General features: G+C 71.5%; 12 protein-coding genes. 2 read left to right on the top strand and 10 right to left on the bottom strand.

The window, feature by feature from the left end:
- Nucleotides 1-66: 66 nt before the first annotated feature.
- The 5 genes from OG580_RS25700 to sigJ form a co-directional block, all read right to left on the bottom strand.
- On the bottom strand, nt 67-1,386 hold the full coding sequence (locus OG580_RS25700; protein WP_267046028.1) for a hypothetical protein: 1,320 nt from the start codon (nt 1,384-1,386) through the stop codon (nt 67-69).
- Between the two features lie 61 nt (nt 1,387-1,447).
- A complete protein-coding gene (gene cimA, locus OG580_RS25695) occupies nt 1,448-3,079 on the bottom strand; it encodes a citramalate synthase (RefSeq protein WP_267046027.1) in 1,632 nt (543 codons plus the stop codon).
- A 282-nt stretch (nt 3,080-3,361) separates the two neighbouring features.
- Complete coding sequence (locus OG580_RS25690) at nt 3,362-4,690, bottom strand: MFS transporter (RefSeq protein ID WP_267046026.1); 1,329 nt, start codon at nt 4,688-4,690, stop codon at nt 3,362-3,364.
- A 75-nt stretch (nt 4,691-4,765) separates the two neighbouring features.
- Nucleotides 4,766-5,311, bottom strand: coding sequence for a TetR/AcrR family transcriptional regulator (locus OG580_RS25685; protein ID WP_267048126.1), 546 nt, complete (start codon nt 5,309-5,311; stop codon nt 4,766-4,768).
- 102 nt (nt 5,312-5,413) lie between these two features.
- Complete coding sequence (sigJ, locus tag OG580_RS25680) at nt 5,414-6,421, bottom strand: RNA polymerase sigma factor SigJ (RefSeq protein WP_267046025.1); 1,008 nt, start codon at nt 6,419-6,421, stop codon at nt 5,414-5,416.
- A 124-nt stretch (nt 6,422-6,545) separates the two neighbouring features.
- Here sigJ and OG580_RS25675 point away from each other — a divergent pair, with 124 nt between their 5' ends.
- The gene (locus tag OG580_RS25675; protein ID WP_267046024.1) at nt 6,546-6,941 is read left to right on the top strand and encodes a hypothetical protein; all 396 of its coding nucleotides are present in this window, start codon (nt 6,546-6,548) and stop codon (nt 6,939-6,941) included.
- Here OG580_RS25675 and OG580_RS25670 read toward each other — a convergent pair.
- The 3 genes from OG580_RS25670 to ureA are packed head-to-tail and all read right to left on the bottom strand — an operon-like array spanning nt 6,916 to nt 10,331.
- Nucleotides 6,916-7,932 (bottom strand): agmatine/peptidylarginine deiminase, encoded by a 1,017-nt coding sequence (locus tag OG580_RS25670; RefSeq protein WP_267046023.1) that lies wholly within the window; start codon nt 7,930-7,932, stop codon nt 6,916-6,918. The genes OG580_RS25675 and OG580_RS25670 overlap by 26 nt on opposite strands.
- A gap of 9 nt (nt 7,933-7,941) precedes the next feature.
- Nucleotides 7,942-9,624: an urease subunit alpha gene (locus tag OG580_RS25665; RefSeq protein ID WP_267046022.1), complete on the bottom strand. Its 1,683-nt coding sequence runs from the start codon at nt 9,622-9,624 to the stop codon at nt 7,942-7,944.
- Complete coding sequence (ureA, locus tag OG580_RS25660) at nt 9,624-10,331, bottom strand: urease subunit gamma (RefSeq protein WP_267046021.1); 708 nt, start codon at nt 10,329-10,331, stop codon at nt 9,624-9,626. The genes OG580_RS25665 and ureA overlap by 1 nt, the downstream gene beginning before the upstream one ends.
- 136 nt (nt 10,332-10,467) lie before the next feature.
- On the opposite strand from ureA, the gene OG580_RS25655 reads away from it, so the two are divergent.
- Nucleotides 10,468-11,889 carry a cytosine permease gene (locus OG580_RS25655; protein WP_267046020.1) on the top strand — a complete coding sequence of 474 codons (1,422 nt, stop codon included), beginning with the start codon at nt 10,468-10,470 and terminating at the stop codon, nt 11,887-11,889.
- 61 nt (nt 11,890-11,950) lie between these two features.
- Here OG580_RS25655 and OG580_RS25650 read toward each other — a convergent pair whose 3' ends face one another.
- Both OG580_RS25650 and OG580_RS25645 read right to left on the bottom strand, forming a co-directional pair.
- A complete protein-coding gene (locus OG580_RS25650) occupies nt 11,951-13,039 on the bottom strand; it encodes a branched-chain amino acid aminotransferase (RefSeq protein WP_267046019.1) in 1,089 nt (362 codons plus the stop codon).
- 256 nt (nt 13,040-13,295) lie between these two features.
- The gene (locus OG580_RS25645; protein ID WP_267046018.1) at nt 13,296-14,336 is read right to left on the bottom strand and encodes a 3-isopropylmalate dehydrogenase; all 1,041 of its coding nucleotides are present in this window, start codon (nt 14,334-14,336) and stop codon (nt 13,296-13,298) included.
- Nucleotides 14,337-14,369: the final 33 nt, after the last annotated feature.

The raw sequence follows: 14,369 nt of genomic DNA, 5'->3' as shown, positions 1-14,369 counted from the left end.
CGTGCGCGCACGTCTACTCAACGCGTTCAACGCCCGGGGCCCCGTGCGGCCCCGGTCGCCGTGCGGTCAGAACCCGCCGCCGCCGTCGAATCCGCCGCCTCCGCCGAAGTCGCCGGAGCCGAAGTCGGAGCCGGAGAAGTCACCGCCGGAGAAGTCACCGCCTCCGAAGTCGCCGCCGCCGTACTCGGAGGCGTACGCCGGGGTGGCGAGCATGGAGCCGAGCACCGTGCCCATGAGCAGGCCGGGGAGGAGGCCGCCGCCGAAGTAGCCGCCGGCCCAGGGGCCGTAGGCGGGGCCCGCCTCCCAGTAGGGGCGGCGGCCCGCGTCCGTGTCGACGGTACGGGCGAGGGGGTCGAGGCCGTCGTCGAGGCGCGCCGCGTCGGCGGCGCAGACCGGGACCTGGCGGGCGGTCCCGCCGGCCGGGGCCCAGGTGCGGTCCTCGGCGGACGGGCCGTGGCGCGGGTCGAAGAAGCAGGGGGCGCGCCGCTCGGGCAGCGGGCGGGACTCGCGGCGGGCGGCGAGGACGGCGAGGGAGAACCGGCCGTCCTCCAGGGCCTCGGTGACCGCGCGGACGTCGTGCGGGCGGGTCGCGGAGCCCATGAGGGACTTCGCCTTGTCGTACGAGTCGAGGGCGCGCTCGTAGTCGCCGCGCCTGGTGTCGTCGGCGCCGGGCTCGGCGGGGTGGAAGTCGAGGCGTTCGAGCTCCTCGCCGAAGGCGGTGATGTCCTCGTCGACGACGACCCGCAGCTTGTCGAGGGCGGCCCGCTCCTCGGCCTCCTTGCGGAGCCTCTTGCGGCGGACGACGGTGTAGGCGGCCCCGCCGCTCACGGCGACGACCGCGCCGAGCGTGACGAGTCCGGCGACGGGGACCCCGGAGTCCGTACCGACGGAGCCCCAGGAGGCGGGCGCGGAGCCGCGCAGGGTGAGCAGGGCCTGGTCGGCGAAGTTGTTCAGCTCGGTGGCCGCGTCGACGCCGGGCTGGCGTACGGAGGCGACGAGGTTCCCGACGGCCTGCGGGGACATGACGGCGGCGTCGGCCTTCGCGTCGAAACCGTCTCCGAGGCGGATCGCGTACAGGCCGGTGATCCCGGTCTGCGTGCGCAGGTCCCGGAAGAGGTCCTCCGCCGGGAACTGGGCGTTCGCCGGCAGGACGGCCACGAAGAGCGGCTTGTCCGCGTCCTTGATCTTCTGGGCGAGGGCGTCCGCGTCGGCCTTCGAGAGCTGGTCGGCGGCGCCCGGGTCGACGTACACCGGGCCCTGCTTCAGGGCGGCGGCCACGTCCGGTATCCCCGTGGCCCTGGCGCCCGCGGACGGGGCCAGGGCCAGGAGCAGCAGCAGTATCAGCCCGGCGAGGGCCGACAGGGCGAAGAGCGGCCTGGTCCTCATGTGTTCGACGCTACCCGAACAGCATCGAACTAGACATAGAGGATCTACCGACTTTATGGGTTTATTCGGCCGGGTCGATCCCCGCGCGCAGGAGCCCGTACGTGAAGGCGTCCTCCAGGGCCTGCCAGGAGGCCGCGATCACGTTCTCGCCGACGCCGACCGTCGCCCACTCGCCGTTGCCGTCACTGGTGGTGACCAGGACCCGGGTCGTGGACTCGGTGCCGTGGCGGCCCTCCAGGATGCGGACCTTGTAGTCGACCAGCTCGAACTTGGCGAGCTGCGGGTAGATGCGCTCCAGCGCCACCCGCATCGCCAGGTCGAGGGCGTTGACCGGGCCGTTGCCCTCGGCGGTGGCGACGATCCGCTCGCCCTTGGCCCAGAGCTTCACGGTGGCCTCGTTGGCGTGGGTGCCGTCGGGGCGGTCCTCGACGATCGCGCGCCAGGACTCCGTACGGAAGTAGCGGCGGGCGCGGCCCTCGGCCTCCTCGCGGAGCAGCAGCTCGAAGGAGGCGTCGGCGGCCTCGTACGTGTAGCCCCGGAGCTCGCGCTCCTTGACCCGCTCGACGACCCGGGCGACGAGGGCGCGGTCGTCGCCCAGGTCGACGCCGAGCTCCTTGCCCTTGAGCTCGATCGAGGCGCGGCCGGCCATGTCGGAGACGAGCATCCGCATGGTGTTGCCGACGAGCTCGGGGTCGATGTGCTGGTAGAGGTCGGGGTCGACCTTGATGGCGGAGGCGTGGAGCCCGGCCTTGTGCGCGAAGGCGGAGACGCCGACGTACGGCTGGTGGGTGGAGGGCGTGAGGTTGACGACCTCGGCGATGGCGTGCGAGATCCGGGTCATCTCGGCGAGCGCGCCCTCGGGGAGGACCCGCTTGCCGTACTTGAGCTCCAGGGCCGCGACGACGGGGAAGAGGTTGGCGTTGCCGACCCGCTCGCCGTATCCGTTGGCGGTGCACTGGACGTGTGTGGCGCCCGCGTCGACGGCGGCGAGGGTGTTGGCGACGGCGCAGCCGGTGTCGTCCTGGGCATGGATGCCGAGGCGGGCGCCGGTGTCGGCGAGGACGGTGGAGACGACGGCCTGGATCTGGGCCGGGAGCATCCCGCCGTTGGTGTCGCAGAGGATGACGACGTCGGCGCCGGCCTCGTGCGCGGCGCGGACCACGGCCTTGGCGTAGTCCGGGTCGGCCTTGTAGCCGTCGAAGAAGTGCTCCATGTCGACGAAGACACGGCGGCCCTGGGAGGTCAGGAAGGAGACGGTGTCGCGGACCATCTCCAGGTTCTCGTCCAGGGTCGTGCGCAGGGCCAGTTCGACGTGCCGGTCGTGCGACTTGGCGACGAGGCAGACCACCGGGGCACCGGAGTCGAGCAGCGCCTTGACCTGCGGGTCCTCTGCGGCGTTGCCTCCGGCCCTGCGGGTGGCGCCGAAGGCGACGAGCTGCGCGTTCTTGAACGCGATCTCCTGCTGGGCGCGGGCGAAGAACTCCGTGTCACGCGGGTTGGCACCGGGCCAGCCGCCCTCGATGAAGCCCACGCCGAAGTCGTCGAGGTGGCGCGCGATGGTCAGCTTGTCCGCGACCGTGAGGTTGATGCCCTCACGCTGCGCCCCGTCGCGCAGCGTCGTGTCGAAGACGTGGAAGCTGTCGTCGACATGGCGGTCGTCGAGGCGCGGGCTCTCGCCGTTCTCCGTGGTCATGACTGTGATGGCTCCTGTCGGATGTGGCTCCGGAAGGTCTGGATCCACTTGCCCCCATTCTCACGCGCTGTCCGTTTCCGGCATGGGTGGGGCCGGAAAACGAAAAAACCCCTCGCGGGTGCGAGAGGTCTGCGCGCGGGTCTGAGGCACGGTGTCCACTGCCGCGGGGGTTGTGCCGCGATTCAGTGGCCACTGCGGACCGGCGCGCCGCTGCCGATAATCATCGTGGTAGCAAGCACGCCGGAAGTCTGACACAGGTGGGGGGCCGCCGGGTCGGCGGTCTCACGATACGGGCAGCTGATCTCGTTTCCGGCCCGGCACGGACGATGCCGACGCGCCGACCCTGCCCAGGTCGATGTCCCGGGTCTCCCGCATCGCGAGATAGACGACCAGGGAGACGGCCGCGCAGCCCGCGACGTACCAGGAGAAGCCCGACTCGATCCCGGCGTTCTTGAACCACAGGGCCACGTACTCGGCGGTGCCGCCGAAGAGGGCGTTGGCGATGGCGTACGGGAGGGCGACGCCGAGGGCGCGGATGCCGGTCGGGAAGAGCTCGGCCTTCACGCAGGCGTTGATGGAGGTGTAGCCGGTGACGACGAGGAGCGCGAGCAGCGAGAGACCGAGGGCCGGCCAGAAGGAGCCCGCGTGCTTCAGCATCGCCAGGATCGGCACGCTGAGGAGGGTGGAGCCGACCGCGAAGGTGATGAGGAGCGGACGGCGCCCGATCCGGTCGGAGAGCCGGCCTGCCAGCGGCTGGAGGCAGGCGAAGACGATCAGGGCGCAGAAGGAGACCAGGGTCGCGGTCTGCTTGGGGAGTCCGGCGGAGTTCGAGAGGTACTTGGTGAGGTAGGTGGTGTACGTGTAGTAGGCCACGGTCCCGCCCATGGTGAGGGCGACGACGAGGAAGGCCTCGCGCCGGTGCGCCCAGAGCGCCTTGAGGGTTCCCTGCTCGCCGCTCGCGACCCCGTCGCCCGCGCTCTCCTCGTACACCTCCGTCTCCAGCATGGTGCGGCGCAGGTAGAAGACGACGGCCGCTCCGAGGGCGCCGATGACGAAGGGGATGCGCCAGCCCCAGCTGTGCAGGGCCGCGTCGGACATCGTGCGCTGGAGGACGATCAGCAGGCCGAGGCCGAAGACCTGGCCCGCGGTCATCGACACGTACTGGAAACTGGAGGCGAAGCCGCGGTGCTCCGGGGCCGAGGCCTCCGTGAGATAGGTGGCGCTCGCGGCGTACTCGCCGCCGACGGAGAGACCCTGGAGGAGGCGGGCGACCAGGAGGACGGCGGCGCCTCCGTAGCCCGCGACCGCGTAGGTGGGGGCGACGGCGATCAGGAGCGCGGAGGCGGACATCAGGGTGACGGTGAGGGTGAGCGCCGCCTTGCGGCCCTTGCGGTCGCCGACCCGGCCGAGGAGCCAGCCGCCGACGGGCCGCATGAAGAAACCGACGGCGAAGATGCCGGCGGTGTTCATGAGTTTCGCGGTGTCGTTCCCCTCCGGGAAGAACGATCCCGCGAAGTAGGTGGCGAAGCTCGCGTACACGAACCAGTCGAACCACTCGACCATGTTGCCGGCGGAGCCGACCCAGATCTTCTTCCAGTGCTCTCGTCCCATGGACCGGAACCGTGCCGGAGGTCACACCCGGGCAACAAGGCTGTAGCGCACAACGATCCTGTGTACTTACGTGCGTTACGGTCGCGGCAGCAGGTCCTGCTCGATGAACTCCCGTACGTGGGACAGGACTTGGTCCCGTCCCGTACCCGGGATCCCGACGGCCACGTGCACACTGAAGCCGTCGAGCAAAGCCCTCGTACGGGTGGCGAACCGGTCCGGGTCGACCGCCCGGAACTCCCCCCGCGAGATGCCCTCGGCGAGGATCGCGACCAGGTCCCTGTGCCAGGCCCCCTCGATGGCTGCCTGCCGGGCCCGGGCGTCGTCGGCGGCGTTCTGCGAGCGGTTCCAGACCTCCAGCCACAGGGTCCAGTGCGGGTCACGCGGCCCGTCGGGCACGTACACGTCGACGTACCCGTCGAGCCGCTCGCGCGCGGTCCCGGGCCGGGAGAGCAGCGCGCTCCGGGCGGCGCCGAGCCGGCCCTCGCTCCACTCCAGGGTCTGGAGCAGCAGCTCGTCCTTGGTGCGGAAGTAGTAGAGCAGGTGCCCGCTGCTCATCCCGACCTGGCGCCCGAGCCCGGCCATGGTGAGCCCGTCGAGCCCGCGCTCGGCGATGGTGTCCATGGCCGCGGCGAGCACGTCCTCGCGGGGCGGGGCGGCCTGGTTGCGGCGGCGGGCATGGGGCGGGGGTTGGGACGGATTGCTGCTCTGACTCACCCGTATGTTCTACAGGATCGTCCCGCCGGACCCGCTCCCCAGGATCGCCCCGTCAGGTCCCGTCCCGGTCCACGCCCGGAGCTTCTCCGGGTTGCGGACCGCCCAGATGCGGGTGACGCGGTCTCCGGCGAGGTCGAAGGCGGCCACGGTCACGGTCACGCCGGCGTGCTGCGCGACCAGCCCGGGCCGGCCGTTGACCGACCGCTCCAGGAGCCGCATTCCCGGGACCTTGTCGGCGATGTGGATCAGGTACGCGGCGATCTCCTCGCCGCCCTCGACCGGATGCAGCACGGTGCCGACCAGGCCGCCGCCGTCGGCGACCATCGCGGCCTCGGGGTCGAGGAGGCCGACGAGGGCCTCGATGTCCTTGGCCTCCCACGCCTCCTTGAAGTTCCGCACGAGTCCGGCCTGCCCGGCCGGTGGAGCCGCCGGTGCGTGCGCGGCCCGCACGCGCCGGCGGGCCGAGGTGGCCAGCTGCCGGCAGGCGGCGGGCGTCCGGCCGACGATCTCGGCGATCTCCGCGAAGGGGTAACGGAAGACGTCGTGGAGGACGAAGGCCACGCGTTCGGCCGGGGTCATCGACTCCAGGACGATGAGGAAGGCCATGCTCACCGACTCGTCCAGGGTGACCCGGTCGGCGGGATCGGCAGCGCCTGCCCACTCCGAGCGGTCGGGGAGCGGCTCGGGTATCCACGCGCCGACGTAGCGCTCGCGCCGGGCCCGCGCCGAGCCGAGCACGTCGAGGCAGATGCGCCCCGCCACCGTCGTCAGCCAGGCGCCGGGCGACGCGATGGCCGCCTGCTCCCGCGGTGACATCGCGTACCAGCGGATGTACGTCTCCTGCACGGCGTCCTCGGCCTCGGCCAGCGAACCGAGCAGCCGGTAGGCGAGGTCGGTCAGATGACGCCGCTCGCCGACGACGGCGCCGAGCTCCGGCCCCGCCTCCGTCGCCGGCTCGGACCGGTCGCGCCCCGGCTCGGACCGGACGTCGTACCCCGAATCGGGCTGTGTGCTCATGGTGCCGACCGCTCCCCGTTCCCCCGTGAGTCCGACGGCTCGCCTCACATTTCGCGGGGCTGCGTCGTCGAACAGTCGAGAGAGTACCGATCCACCGCCGCGAGGCAGAAGAAGGGACCCCATCATGGCCGTACAGACGACGCCGTCGCCGGGCAGGTTCACGTTCCCGCAGGTCGCGGTCGCCCTGCAGACGTTGGCCCTCTTCTTCCAGTCGGTCACCGCCGGAATGCTGCTGTCCGGGTCCCTCGGCCTCGCGCTGCACGACGCCGGATCGAAGGTGATGTACGGCGCGTCGATGCTGTACGTGCTCGCCGCGGTCCTGGCGTGGAAGCCGGGCGGGGGGTCTGCCCGCCCGGCCCTGTACGCCACCGGCTTCCTCGTGCTCTCCTCGGCGCAGGTGGTGCTCGGCGTCGCGCACATGCCGGCCTTCCACGTCCCCCTGGGCATCGTGATGTTCGCCCTGAGCGTGCTGGTGCTGGCCGCCACCGTGCGGACTACACGCGGGGCTGCTGCTGCGTGATGCAGTGGATGCCGCCTCCACCGGCGAAGATCGTCCGCGCGTCGACCAGGGTCACCGTGCGCTCCGGGAAGAGGCGGCGGAAGATCTCCGCGGCGAGTTCGTCGTGCGGGTCGTCGAAGGCGCAGAGGACCACGCCGTCGTTGCACAGGTAGTGGTTGATGTACGAGTAGTCGACCCAGTCGCCCTCCTCGTCCTTGAGGACGGTGGGGGCCGGGATCTCGACGACCTCCAGCGGGCGGCCCTGGGCGTCGGTCTGGCCGCGGAGGATGTTCACGTACGTCCGGGAGCGCTCGTAGTCCGGGTGGGCCGGGTCCTGCTGGCTGTGGACGAGGACCGTGCCGGGGCGGGCGAAGGCGGCGACGATGTCGACGTGGCCCTGGGTGCCGTAGAGGCCGTAGTCGCCGCTGAGGCCGTGCGGGAGCCAGATGGCCTTGGTGGTGCCGAGCCTGGCGTGGATCTCGGCCTCGACCTGCTCGCGGGTCCACTCCGGGTTGCGGCCGGCGCCGAGCTGGACCGTGTCGGTCAGCAGAACCGTTCCCTCGCCGTCGACGTGGATCGCGCCGCCCTCGTTGACGAGCGGGGAGGAGACCACGGGGACGCCGGCGAGGTCCGCGACATGGCGGGCGATCTTCGCATCGTGCTCCCAGCGGGCCCAGTCCTGGGCGCCCCAGCCGTTGAACACCCAGTCCACGGCGGCCAGCTCGGTGCCGTTCGTGACGAAGGTCGGGCCGATGTCCCGCATCCAGGCGTCGTCGAGCTCGCGCTCCGCCAGCTCGATCTCCGGGCCGAGGAGTGCGGCGGCCGACTCCGCCTCACCGGGGGCGACGATCACCGTCACCGGCTCGTAGCGGCGTACCGCGCGGGCCACGGAGGCCCAGGCGGCGCGGGCCTCGGCGAGCTCCTCGTCGTTGGTGAAGGTGGGGTTGGGGCTGGGCCAGGCCATCCAGGTGCGCTCGTGCGGCATCCACTCGGCGGGCATGCGGAAGGTCATCACAGGGTCCTAGAGGAAGTAGAGGCGGTTGAGGGAGACGGACTCGGCCGCCTCGGAGCGGATCGGGGAGCCGTCGAGCGAGACGAGGCCCGTATGGCCGTCGACCTGCACGTCTCCGGTACGGGAGTTGAAGACCAGGTCCGCGGGGCCGATGCCGCGCGTGCCGCGCACGGGGACGCGACGGCGGCGGGTCGGCATCGCGTCGGAGCCGAGGTCGACGGCTGCCTGCGCCACGAACGCGACGGAGAGGTCGGCGGCCGTGGCGCCGTGCGCGCCGAACAGCGGTCCGAGGACGAGGGGTTCACAGGTGTCCGTGGCGGCGTTCGGATCGCCCACGACCCCCCACGCGGGGAAGCCGGACTTCAGCACCAGCTGCGGCTTGGCGCCGAAGAACTCCGGGCGCCACAGCACGATGTCGGCCAGCTTGCCGACCTCGATCGAGCCGATCTCGTGGGCGAGGCCGTGGGCGATCGCCGGGTTGATGGTGAGCTTGGCCATGTAGCGGAGGACACGCGCGTTGTCGTCGTGCGCGCCGTCGCCTTCCAGCGGGCCCAGCTCGGCCTTCATCTTCCCGGCCATGGCGAAGGTCCGGCGTACGGTCTCGCCGGCCCTTCCCATCCCCTGCGCGTCGGACGAGGTGATCCCGATCGCGCCGAGGTCGTGCAGGACGTCCTCCGCGCCCATCGTCCCGGCCCGGATCCGGTCACGCGCCATCGCGGCGTCGCCCGGCAGGTCGGTCTTCAGGTCGTGGACGGAGACGATCATCCCGTAGTGCTCGGCCACCGCGTCGCGGCCGAAGGGCAGGGTGGGGTTGGTGGAGGAGCCGATGACGTTCGGCACGCCCGCCATCTTCAGGACGTTCGGTACGTGCCCCCCACCGCAGCCCTCGATGTGGAAGGCGTGGATGGTCCGGCCGTCCAGGACCCGCAGGGTGTCCTCCACCGACAGGCACTCGTTCAGGCCGTCACTGTGCAGGGCCACCTGGACGTCATGCTCCTCGGCCACCCTCAGCGCGGTGTCGAGGGCCCGGGTGTGGGCACCCATGTCCTCGTGGACCTTGAATCCCGACGCCCCGCCCTCGGCGAGCGCCTCGACGAGCGGCGCCGCGTCCGAGGACGAACCCCGCGCCAGGAAGCCGATGTTGACCGGCCACGCGTCGAACGCGTTGAAGGCGTGACGCAGCGCCCACGGCGAGTTGACGCCGACGCCCCAGACGGGGCCGAACTCCTGCCCGATGATCGTGGTGACGCCGCTCGCGAGCGAGGCCTCCATGATCCGGGGCGAGAGCAGGTGGACGTGGGTGTCGACGGCTCCGGCGGTGGCGATGAGGCCCTCGCCGGAGACGATCGAGGTGCCGGTGCCGACGACGACGTCGACGCCGTCGAGGGTGTCGGGGTTGCCGGCCCGCCCGATCGCGTGGATCCGGCCCTCCCGGATGCCGATGGACACCTTCCGGATGCCCTGCACGGCGTCGATCACCAGCACGTTGCTGATGACGACGTCGCAGGTGTCACGGACGGCGGCGGCCTTGAGGTGAAGGCCGTCACGGGCGGTCTTGCCGAAGCCCGCGAGGAACTCGTCGCCGTGCTTCTGGGAGTCGGACTCGACGCGGACGACGAGCCCGGAGTCGCCCAGGACGACGCGGTCGCCGGCCCGGGGGCCGTGCACGGAGGCGTACTCGTACGGGTCCATCAGCTCTCCACTCCCAGGTAGCCACAGGCCGCCGCGCGCCGCAGGGCCTCTTCCTTCGCGCCGGGCGCGTCCAGCGGCCCGTCGACCAGTCCCGCGAAGCCGATGGCGACGCGCGCGCCGCCGATCGGCACGAGACCGACCTCGGCCTCGCCGCCCGGGTCGAAGCGGAACGACGCGCCGGCCGGGATGGCGAGCCGCATCCCGTAGGCGGCCGCCCGGTCGAAGTCGAGCCGTGGGTTGGCCTCGAAGAAGTGGAAGTGCGAGGTCACGCTGACGGGCACGGTCGCCGTGTTCCGTACGGGGAGGGTGACCGCGGGCGCGGGCTCCGGGTGCTCGGGGCCGGGCAGCAGGGCGCCCGGCGCCTCCGCGCCCGGCTTTCCTCCCCCTGCTTCGCGGGGGGACCCCCAGCCGATCGGGTCGGAGACGACCGCGAGGCGGGAGCCGTCGTCGAAGACGGCCTCGACGTGGACCTCGGTGACCACGTCGGCGACACCGGGGAGGACGTCGTCGGGGCCGAGGACGGAGCGGGCCGCGGCGATCGCCTCGGCGAGTCGCTTGCCGTCGCGGGCCGCCTCGCAGACCGTGTCCGCGATGAGCGCGGTCGCCTCGGGGACATTGAGCCGCAGGCCCCGGGCCCGGCGGGCACGGGCGAGCTCGGCGGCGCCGAAGAGCAGCAGCCGGTCGCGTTCCGTGGGGGTCAGTCGCACGTCCGAAACACCTCCTGTTTGAGCGACACTCTAAATGCTCGCGAGCTGACAGCCAAGGATTGACGTGGCCGACAGCCTTAGGTCACATTGAGCGTCACTCTAAATGCGCCACCCGCTCCCTTCCCCAGGAGTCCTCATGCCGATAGAACAGCGCGGAGTCGACACCATCCCCGAGGCCGAACGCACCAGCGGCCCCCGGGATCTCGTCTCGATCCTGCTCGGCTCCAACCTCTGCCTGGGGGTGATCGTCTTCGGCTGGCTCCCGGTCTCCTTCGGACTCGGCCTCTGGGCCTCGGTCACCTCCGTCGTCGCCGGCACCGTCGTCGGCGTCGCCGTCACCGCCCCGCTCGCGCTCGTCTCCCTCCGTACCGCCACCAACCTCTCCACCTCCTCCGGCGCCTTCTTCGGCGTCCGCGGCCGGCTCGTCGGCTCGGTGGTCGGGCTGCTGCTGTCGCTCGGCTACACCGCGCTGACGCTGTGGATCGGCGGAGACGTCATGGTCGGGACGCTCGCCCGGCTCGTCGGCCTGCCGACCGGCGGCGCCTCGCACGCCCTGGTCTACGCCCTGCTCGCCGCGGGCACGGTGGTCGCCGCCGTGTACGGCTACCGGCTGCTGCTCAAGCTGAGCAAGGCCCTCGCGGTCGGCATGACCGTGCTCCTCGCTCTCGGCCTGGTCGCCTACGCCGGTGACTTCACTCCGGCGGCCGTACCGGACACCCCGTACCTCCTCGGCTCGTTCTGGCCGACCTGGCTGCTCTCCGCGGTCGCCGCCGGTCTCAGCGGACCGGTCGCCTTCATCACCCTGCTCGGCGACTACACCCGGTACATCTCACCCGAACGGCACAGCGCGAAGAAGGTCTGGCGCGCCACCTGTCTCGGCCTGCTCGTCGGCCTGCTGATCCCCCAGCTCTTCGGTACGTACACGGCGCTCGCCGCCCGCGGCGCGCTCGACTACGCGGGGCCGCTCGTCGCCGCCTCCCCCGCCTGGTACCTGGTGCCGCTGCTGCTCGCCGCCACGGCGGGATCGGTCGGCAACGCCGGGCTGATGCTGTACTCGATGGGGCTCGACCTCGACGCGATCCTGCCCCGCGCCACCCGGGCGCGCGCCACGCTCGTGGTCGCGGCGGTGGCGACGGGCTTCGTCTTCCTCGGCCATTTCGCCTCGGACGCCCAGACGGCCATGACCTCGTTCGTCCTGCTGCTCACCGCGATCGGCACCCCGTGGGCCGTGATCACCCTGATCGGGCACGCGCGCTGCGGGGGGACGTACGACCCGGAGGCGCTCCAGGTCTACAACCGCCGCTCGCGCGGCGGGATCTACTGGTTCTCGGCGGGCTGGCACCCGCGCGCCACCGCCTCCTGGGCGATCGGCGCGGCGGTCGGCCTGGCCGGGGTGTCGACGCCGCTCTACGAGGGGCCGCTGCTCGCCCTGACGGGCGGGATCGACTGCAGCTTCGTGCTGTCGGGGGTGGTGGGCGGCGCGCTGTACGCCGCCCTGACACCGCACAGGGCTCCCGGGACCGTGACGGCCCCGGAAGCCCTGGTGGGAACGGAGTAGCGACTAGGGGGTGTCTTGTCGATCAGGCCCCGCGAGCCCGGCCTGATCGGCGAGACGCCCTCTAGCCCAGCTCGTGCATCCAGCCGTGGACGTCCTCGGCCTTGCCGGTCTGGACCGCGAGCAGCGCCTCGCGCAGCTTCATCGTGACCTCACCGGGCTCGCCGCCCGACTGCTGCCACTCACCCCGCTCGGACTTGACCGTGCCGACCGGGGTGATCACGGCGGCGGTGCCGCAGGCGAAGACCTCGGTCAGGGTGCCGTTCGCGGAGTCGGCCTGCCACTGGTCGATGGAGACGCGACCCTCCTCCGGCTCCAGGCCGAGGTCCGCCGCCAGCTTGAGCAGCGAGTCACGGGTGATGCCGGCGAGGAGCGAACCGGTGAGCGCCGGGGTGACGAGCTTGTTCCCGTACACGAAGTACAGGTTCATGCCGCCGAGTTCCTCGACCCACTTGTGCTCCACGGCGTCGAGGTACGCGACCTGGTCGCAGCCCTTCCCCGCCGCCTCGGCCTGCGCGAGCAGGGAGGCCGCGTAGTTGCCGCCGGTCTTGGCGTCGCCCATGCCGCCGGGGACGGCGCGGACGCGGTTCTCGGAGAGCCAGATGGAGACGGGCTTCACGCCGCCGGGGAAGTACGGACCGGCCGGGGAGGCGATGACGACGAAGAGGTACTCGTTGGCCGGGCGGACGCCCAGGCCGATCTCGGTCGCGATCATGAACGGGCGCAGGTAGAGCGAGGCCTCGCCGCCGTGCGCCGGAACCCACGCCTTGTCCTGCCGGACGAGGGCGTCACAGGCCGCGACGAAGGTCTCGACGGGCAGCTCCGGCATGGCCAGACGGTGCGCGGAGGCCTGGAAACGGCGGGCGTTGGCGTCCGGACGGAAGCTGGCGACCGAGCCGTCGGGGTGGCGGTAGGCCTTCAGACCCTCGAAGATCTCCTGCGCGTAGTGCAGGACGTTCGTCGCCGGGTCCAGGTGCAGCGGGCCGTAGGGCACCAGCTGACCGTCGTGCCAACCGCGACCCTCGGTCCACCGGATGGTGACCATGTGGTCGGTGAAGTGGCGGCCGAATCCGGGGTTGGCCAGGATCGCCTCGCGCTCCGCGTCGGACAGCGGGTTGGAGGAGGGCTTGAGCTCGATCATGGGCGTCGTCATGAGTGCGTGTCCTTCACCGGTTGTGTGGGTCGGACCGCGCTCACCACCCAGTCATCGGCTGATGTCCATGACTGTGTGGACGTCCGAGCATGCCCGCATGCCGCGGCCCCACGTTCGATTATCGCTCGCGGGGACCTGTGCACGAAACGGGTGAACGCGGTCCAGGGTTCGATGGTGCACCCCGCGACCACACAAAGAACAGCCGCCGGGTGCGTGTGCGACCCGGCGGCTGCTGTCAGATGTCAGTCGGCGCGGGTCAGCTCGCTACTCGCGCGGCGAGCGCGTCGCCGATCTCGTCCGTCGTACGGACGGACTCTCCCCGCTCGGTGAGGTCGGCCGCGACGGCCTTCTCGACCCGGGCGGCCTCGGTCTCGTAGCCGAGGTGGCGCAGCAGAAGGGCGACGGAGAGGACGGTGGCCGTGGGGTCGGCCTTGCCCTGACCCGCGATGTCCGGCGCGGAGCCGTGGACCGGCTCGAACATGGACGGGAACTCGCCGCTCGGGTTGATGTTGCCCGAGGCGGCGACGCCGATGCCGCCGGAGACGGCCGCGGCGAGGTCGGTGATGATGTCGCCGAAGAGGTTGTCGGTGACGATGACGTCGAAGCGGGCCGGGTCCGTGACGAGGAAGATCGTCGCGGCGTCGACGTGCAGGTAGTCGGTGGTGACCTCGGGGAACTCCGCGGACACCTTGGTGAAGATGTTCGTCCAGAGGTGGCCGGCGAAGGTCAGCACGTTGTTCTTGTGGACCAGCGTCAGCTTCTTGCGCGGACGGGCCTGGGCGCGGGCGAAGGCGTCCCGGACCACGCGCTCGACACCGAAGGCGGTGTTGACCGAGACCTCGGTGGCGACCTCGTGCGGGGTGCCCTTGCGGATGGTGCCGCCGTTGCCCGTGTACGGACCCTCGGTGCCCTCGCGGACCACGACGAAGTCGATCTCGGGCTGCCCGGCGAGCGGGGTGGCGACGCCGGGGAGCAGCTTCGAGGGACGCAGGTTCACGTGGTGGTCGAAGGCGAAGCGGAGCTTCAGCAGGAAGCCGCGCTCCAGGACGCCGGACGGCACCGACGGGTCGCCGATGGCGCCGAGCAGGATGGCGTCGTGCTTCTTGAGGGAGTCGAGGTCGGCGTCGGTGAGGGTCTCACCGGAAGCGTGGTAGCGCTTGGCGCCGAAGTCGTACTCCTCGGTCTCCAGCTTCACGTCCTGGGGAAGGACGGCCGCGAGGATCTTGAGGCCCTGGGCCACGACCTCCTGGCCGATGCCGTCGCCGGGAATGACTGCGAGATTGATGCTGTGAGACATGTCGGCACCCTACTCTTCGTCCCATCGTCTGAC

The sequence above is a fragment of the Streptomyces sp. NBC_00094 genome, assembly GCF_026343125.1.
GTDB lineage: Bacteria > Actinomycetota > Actinomycetes > Streptomycetales > Streptomycetaceae > Streptomyces.
The sequence above is the reverse complement of the archived record's forward strand: the minus strand, read 5'-3'. Positions and strand labels throughout refer to the sequence as shown.

What these genes read in the sequence shown, in the direction of transcription:
- OG580_RS25665 (WP_267046022.1), bottom strand. Translation starts at nt 9,624, where the DNA reads ATGGACCCGTACGAGTACGCCTCCGTGCACGGCCCCCGGGCCGGCGAC.
- OG580_RS25655 (WP_267046020.1), top strand. Translation starts at nt 10,468, where the DNA reads ATGCCGATAGAACAGCGCGGAGTCGACACCATCCCCGAGGCCGAACGC.
- OG580_RS25700 (WP_267046028.1), bottom strand. Translation starts at nt 1,386, where the DNA reads ATGAGGACCAGGCCGCTCTTCGCCCTGTCGGCCCTCGCCGGGCTGATA.
- OG580_RS25670 (WP_267046023.1), bottom strand. Translation starts at nt 7,932, where the DNA reads ATGACCTTCCGCATGCCCGCCGAGTGGATGCCGCACGAGCGCACCTGG.
- cimA (WP_267046027.1), bottom strand. Translation starts at nt 3,079, where the DNA reads ATGACCACGGAGAACGGCGAGAGCCCGCGCCTCGACGACCGCCATGTC.
- OG580_RS25645 (WP_267046018.1), bottom strand. Translation starts at nt 14,336, where the DNA reads ATGTCTCACAGCATCAATCTCGCAGTCATTCCCGGCGACGGCATCGGC.
- OG580_RS25690 (WP_267046026.1), bottom strand. Translation starts at nt 4,690, where the DNA reads ATGGGACGAGAGCACTGGAAGAAGATCTGGGTCGGCTCCGCCGGCAAC.
- sigJ (WP_267046025.1), bottom strand. Translation starts at nt 6,421, where the DNA reads ATGAGCACACAGCCCGATTCGGGGTACGACGTCCGGTCCGAGCCGGGG.
- OG580_RS25685 (WP_267048126.1), bottom strand. Translation starts at nt 5,311, where the DNA reads ATGGACACCATCGCCGAGCGCGGGCTCGACGGGCTCACCATGGCCGGG.
- OG580_RS25675 (WP_267046024.1), top strand. Translation starts at nt 6,546, where the DNA reads ATGGCCGTACAGACGACGCCGTCGCCGGGCAGGTTCACGTTCCCGCAG.
- OG580_RS25650 (WP_267046019.1), bottom strand. Translation starts at nt 13,039, where the DNA reads ATGACGACGCCCATGATCGAGCTCAAGCCCTCCTCCAACCCGCTGTCC.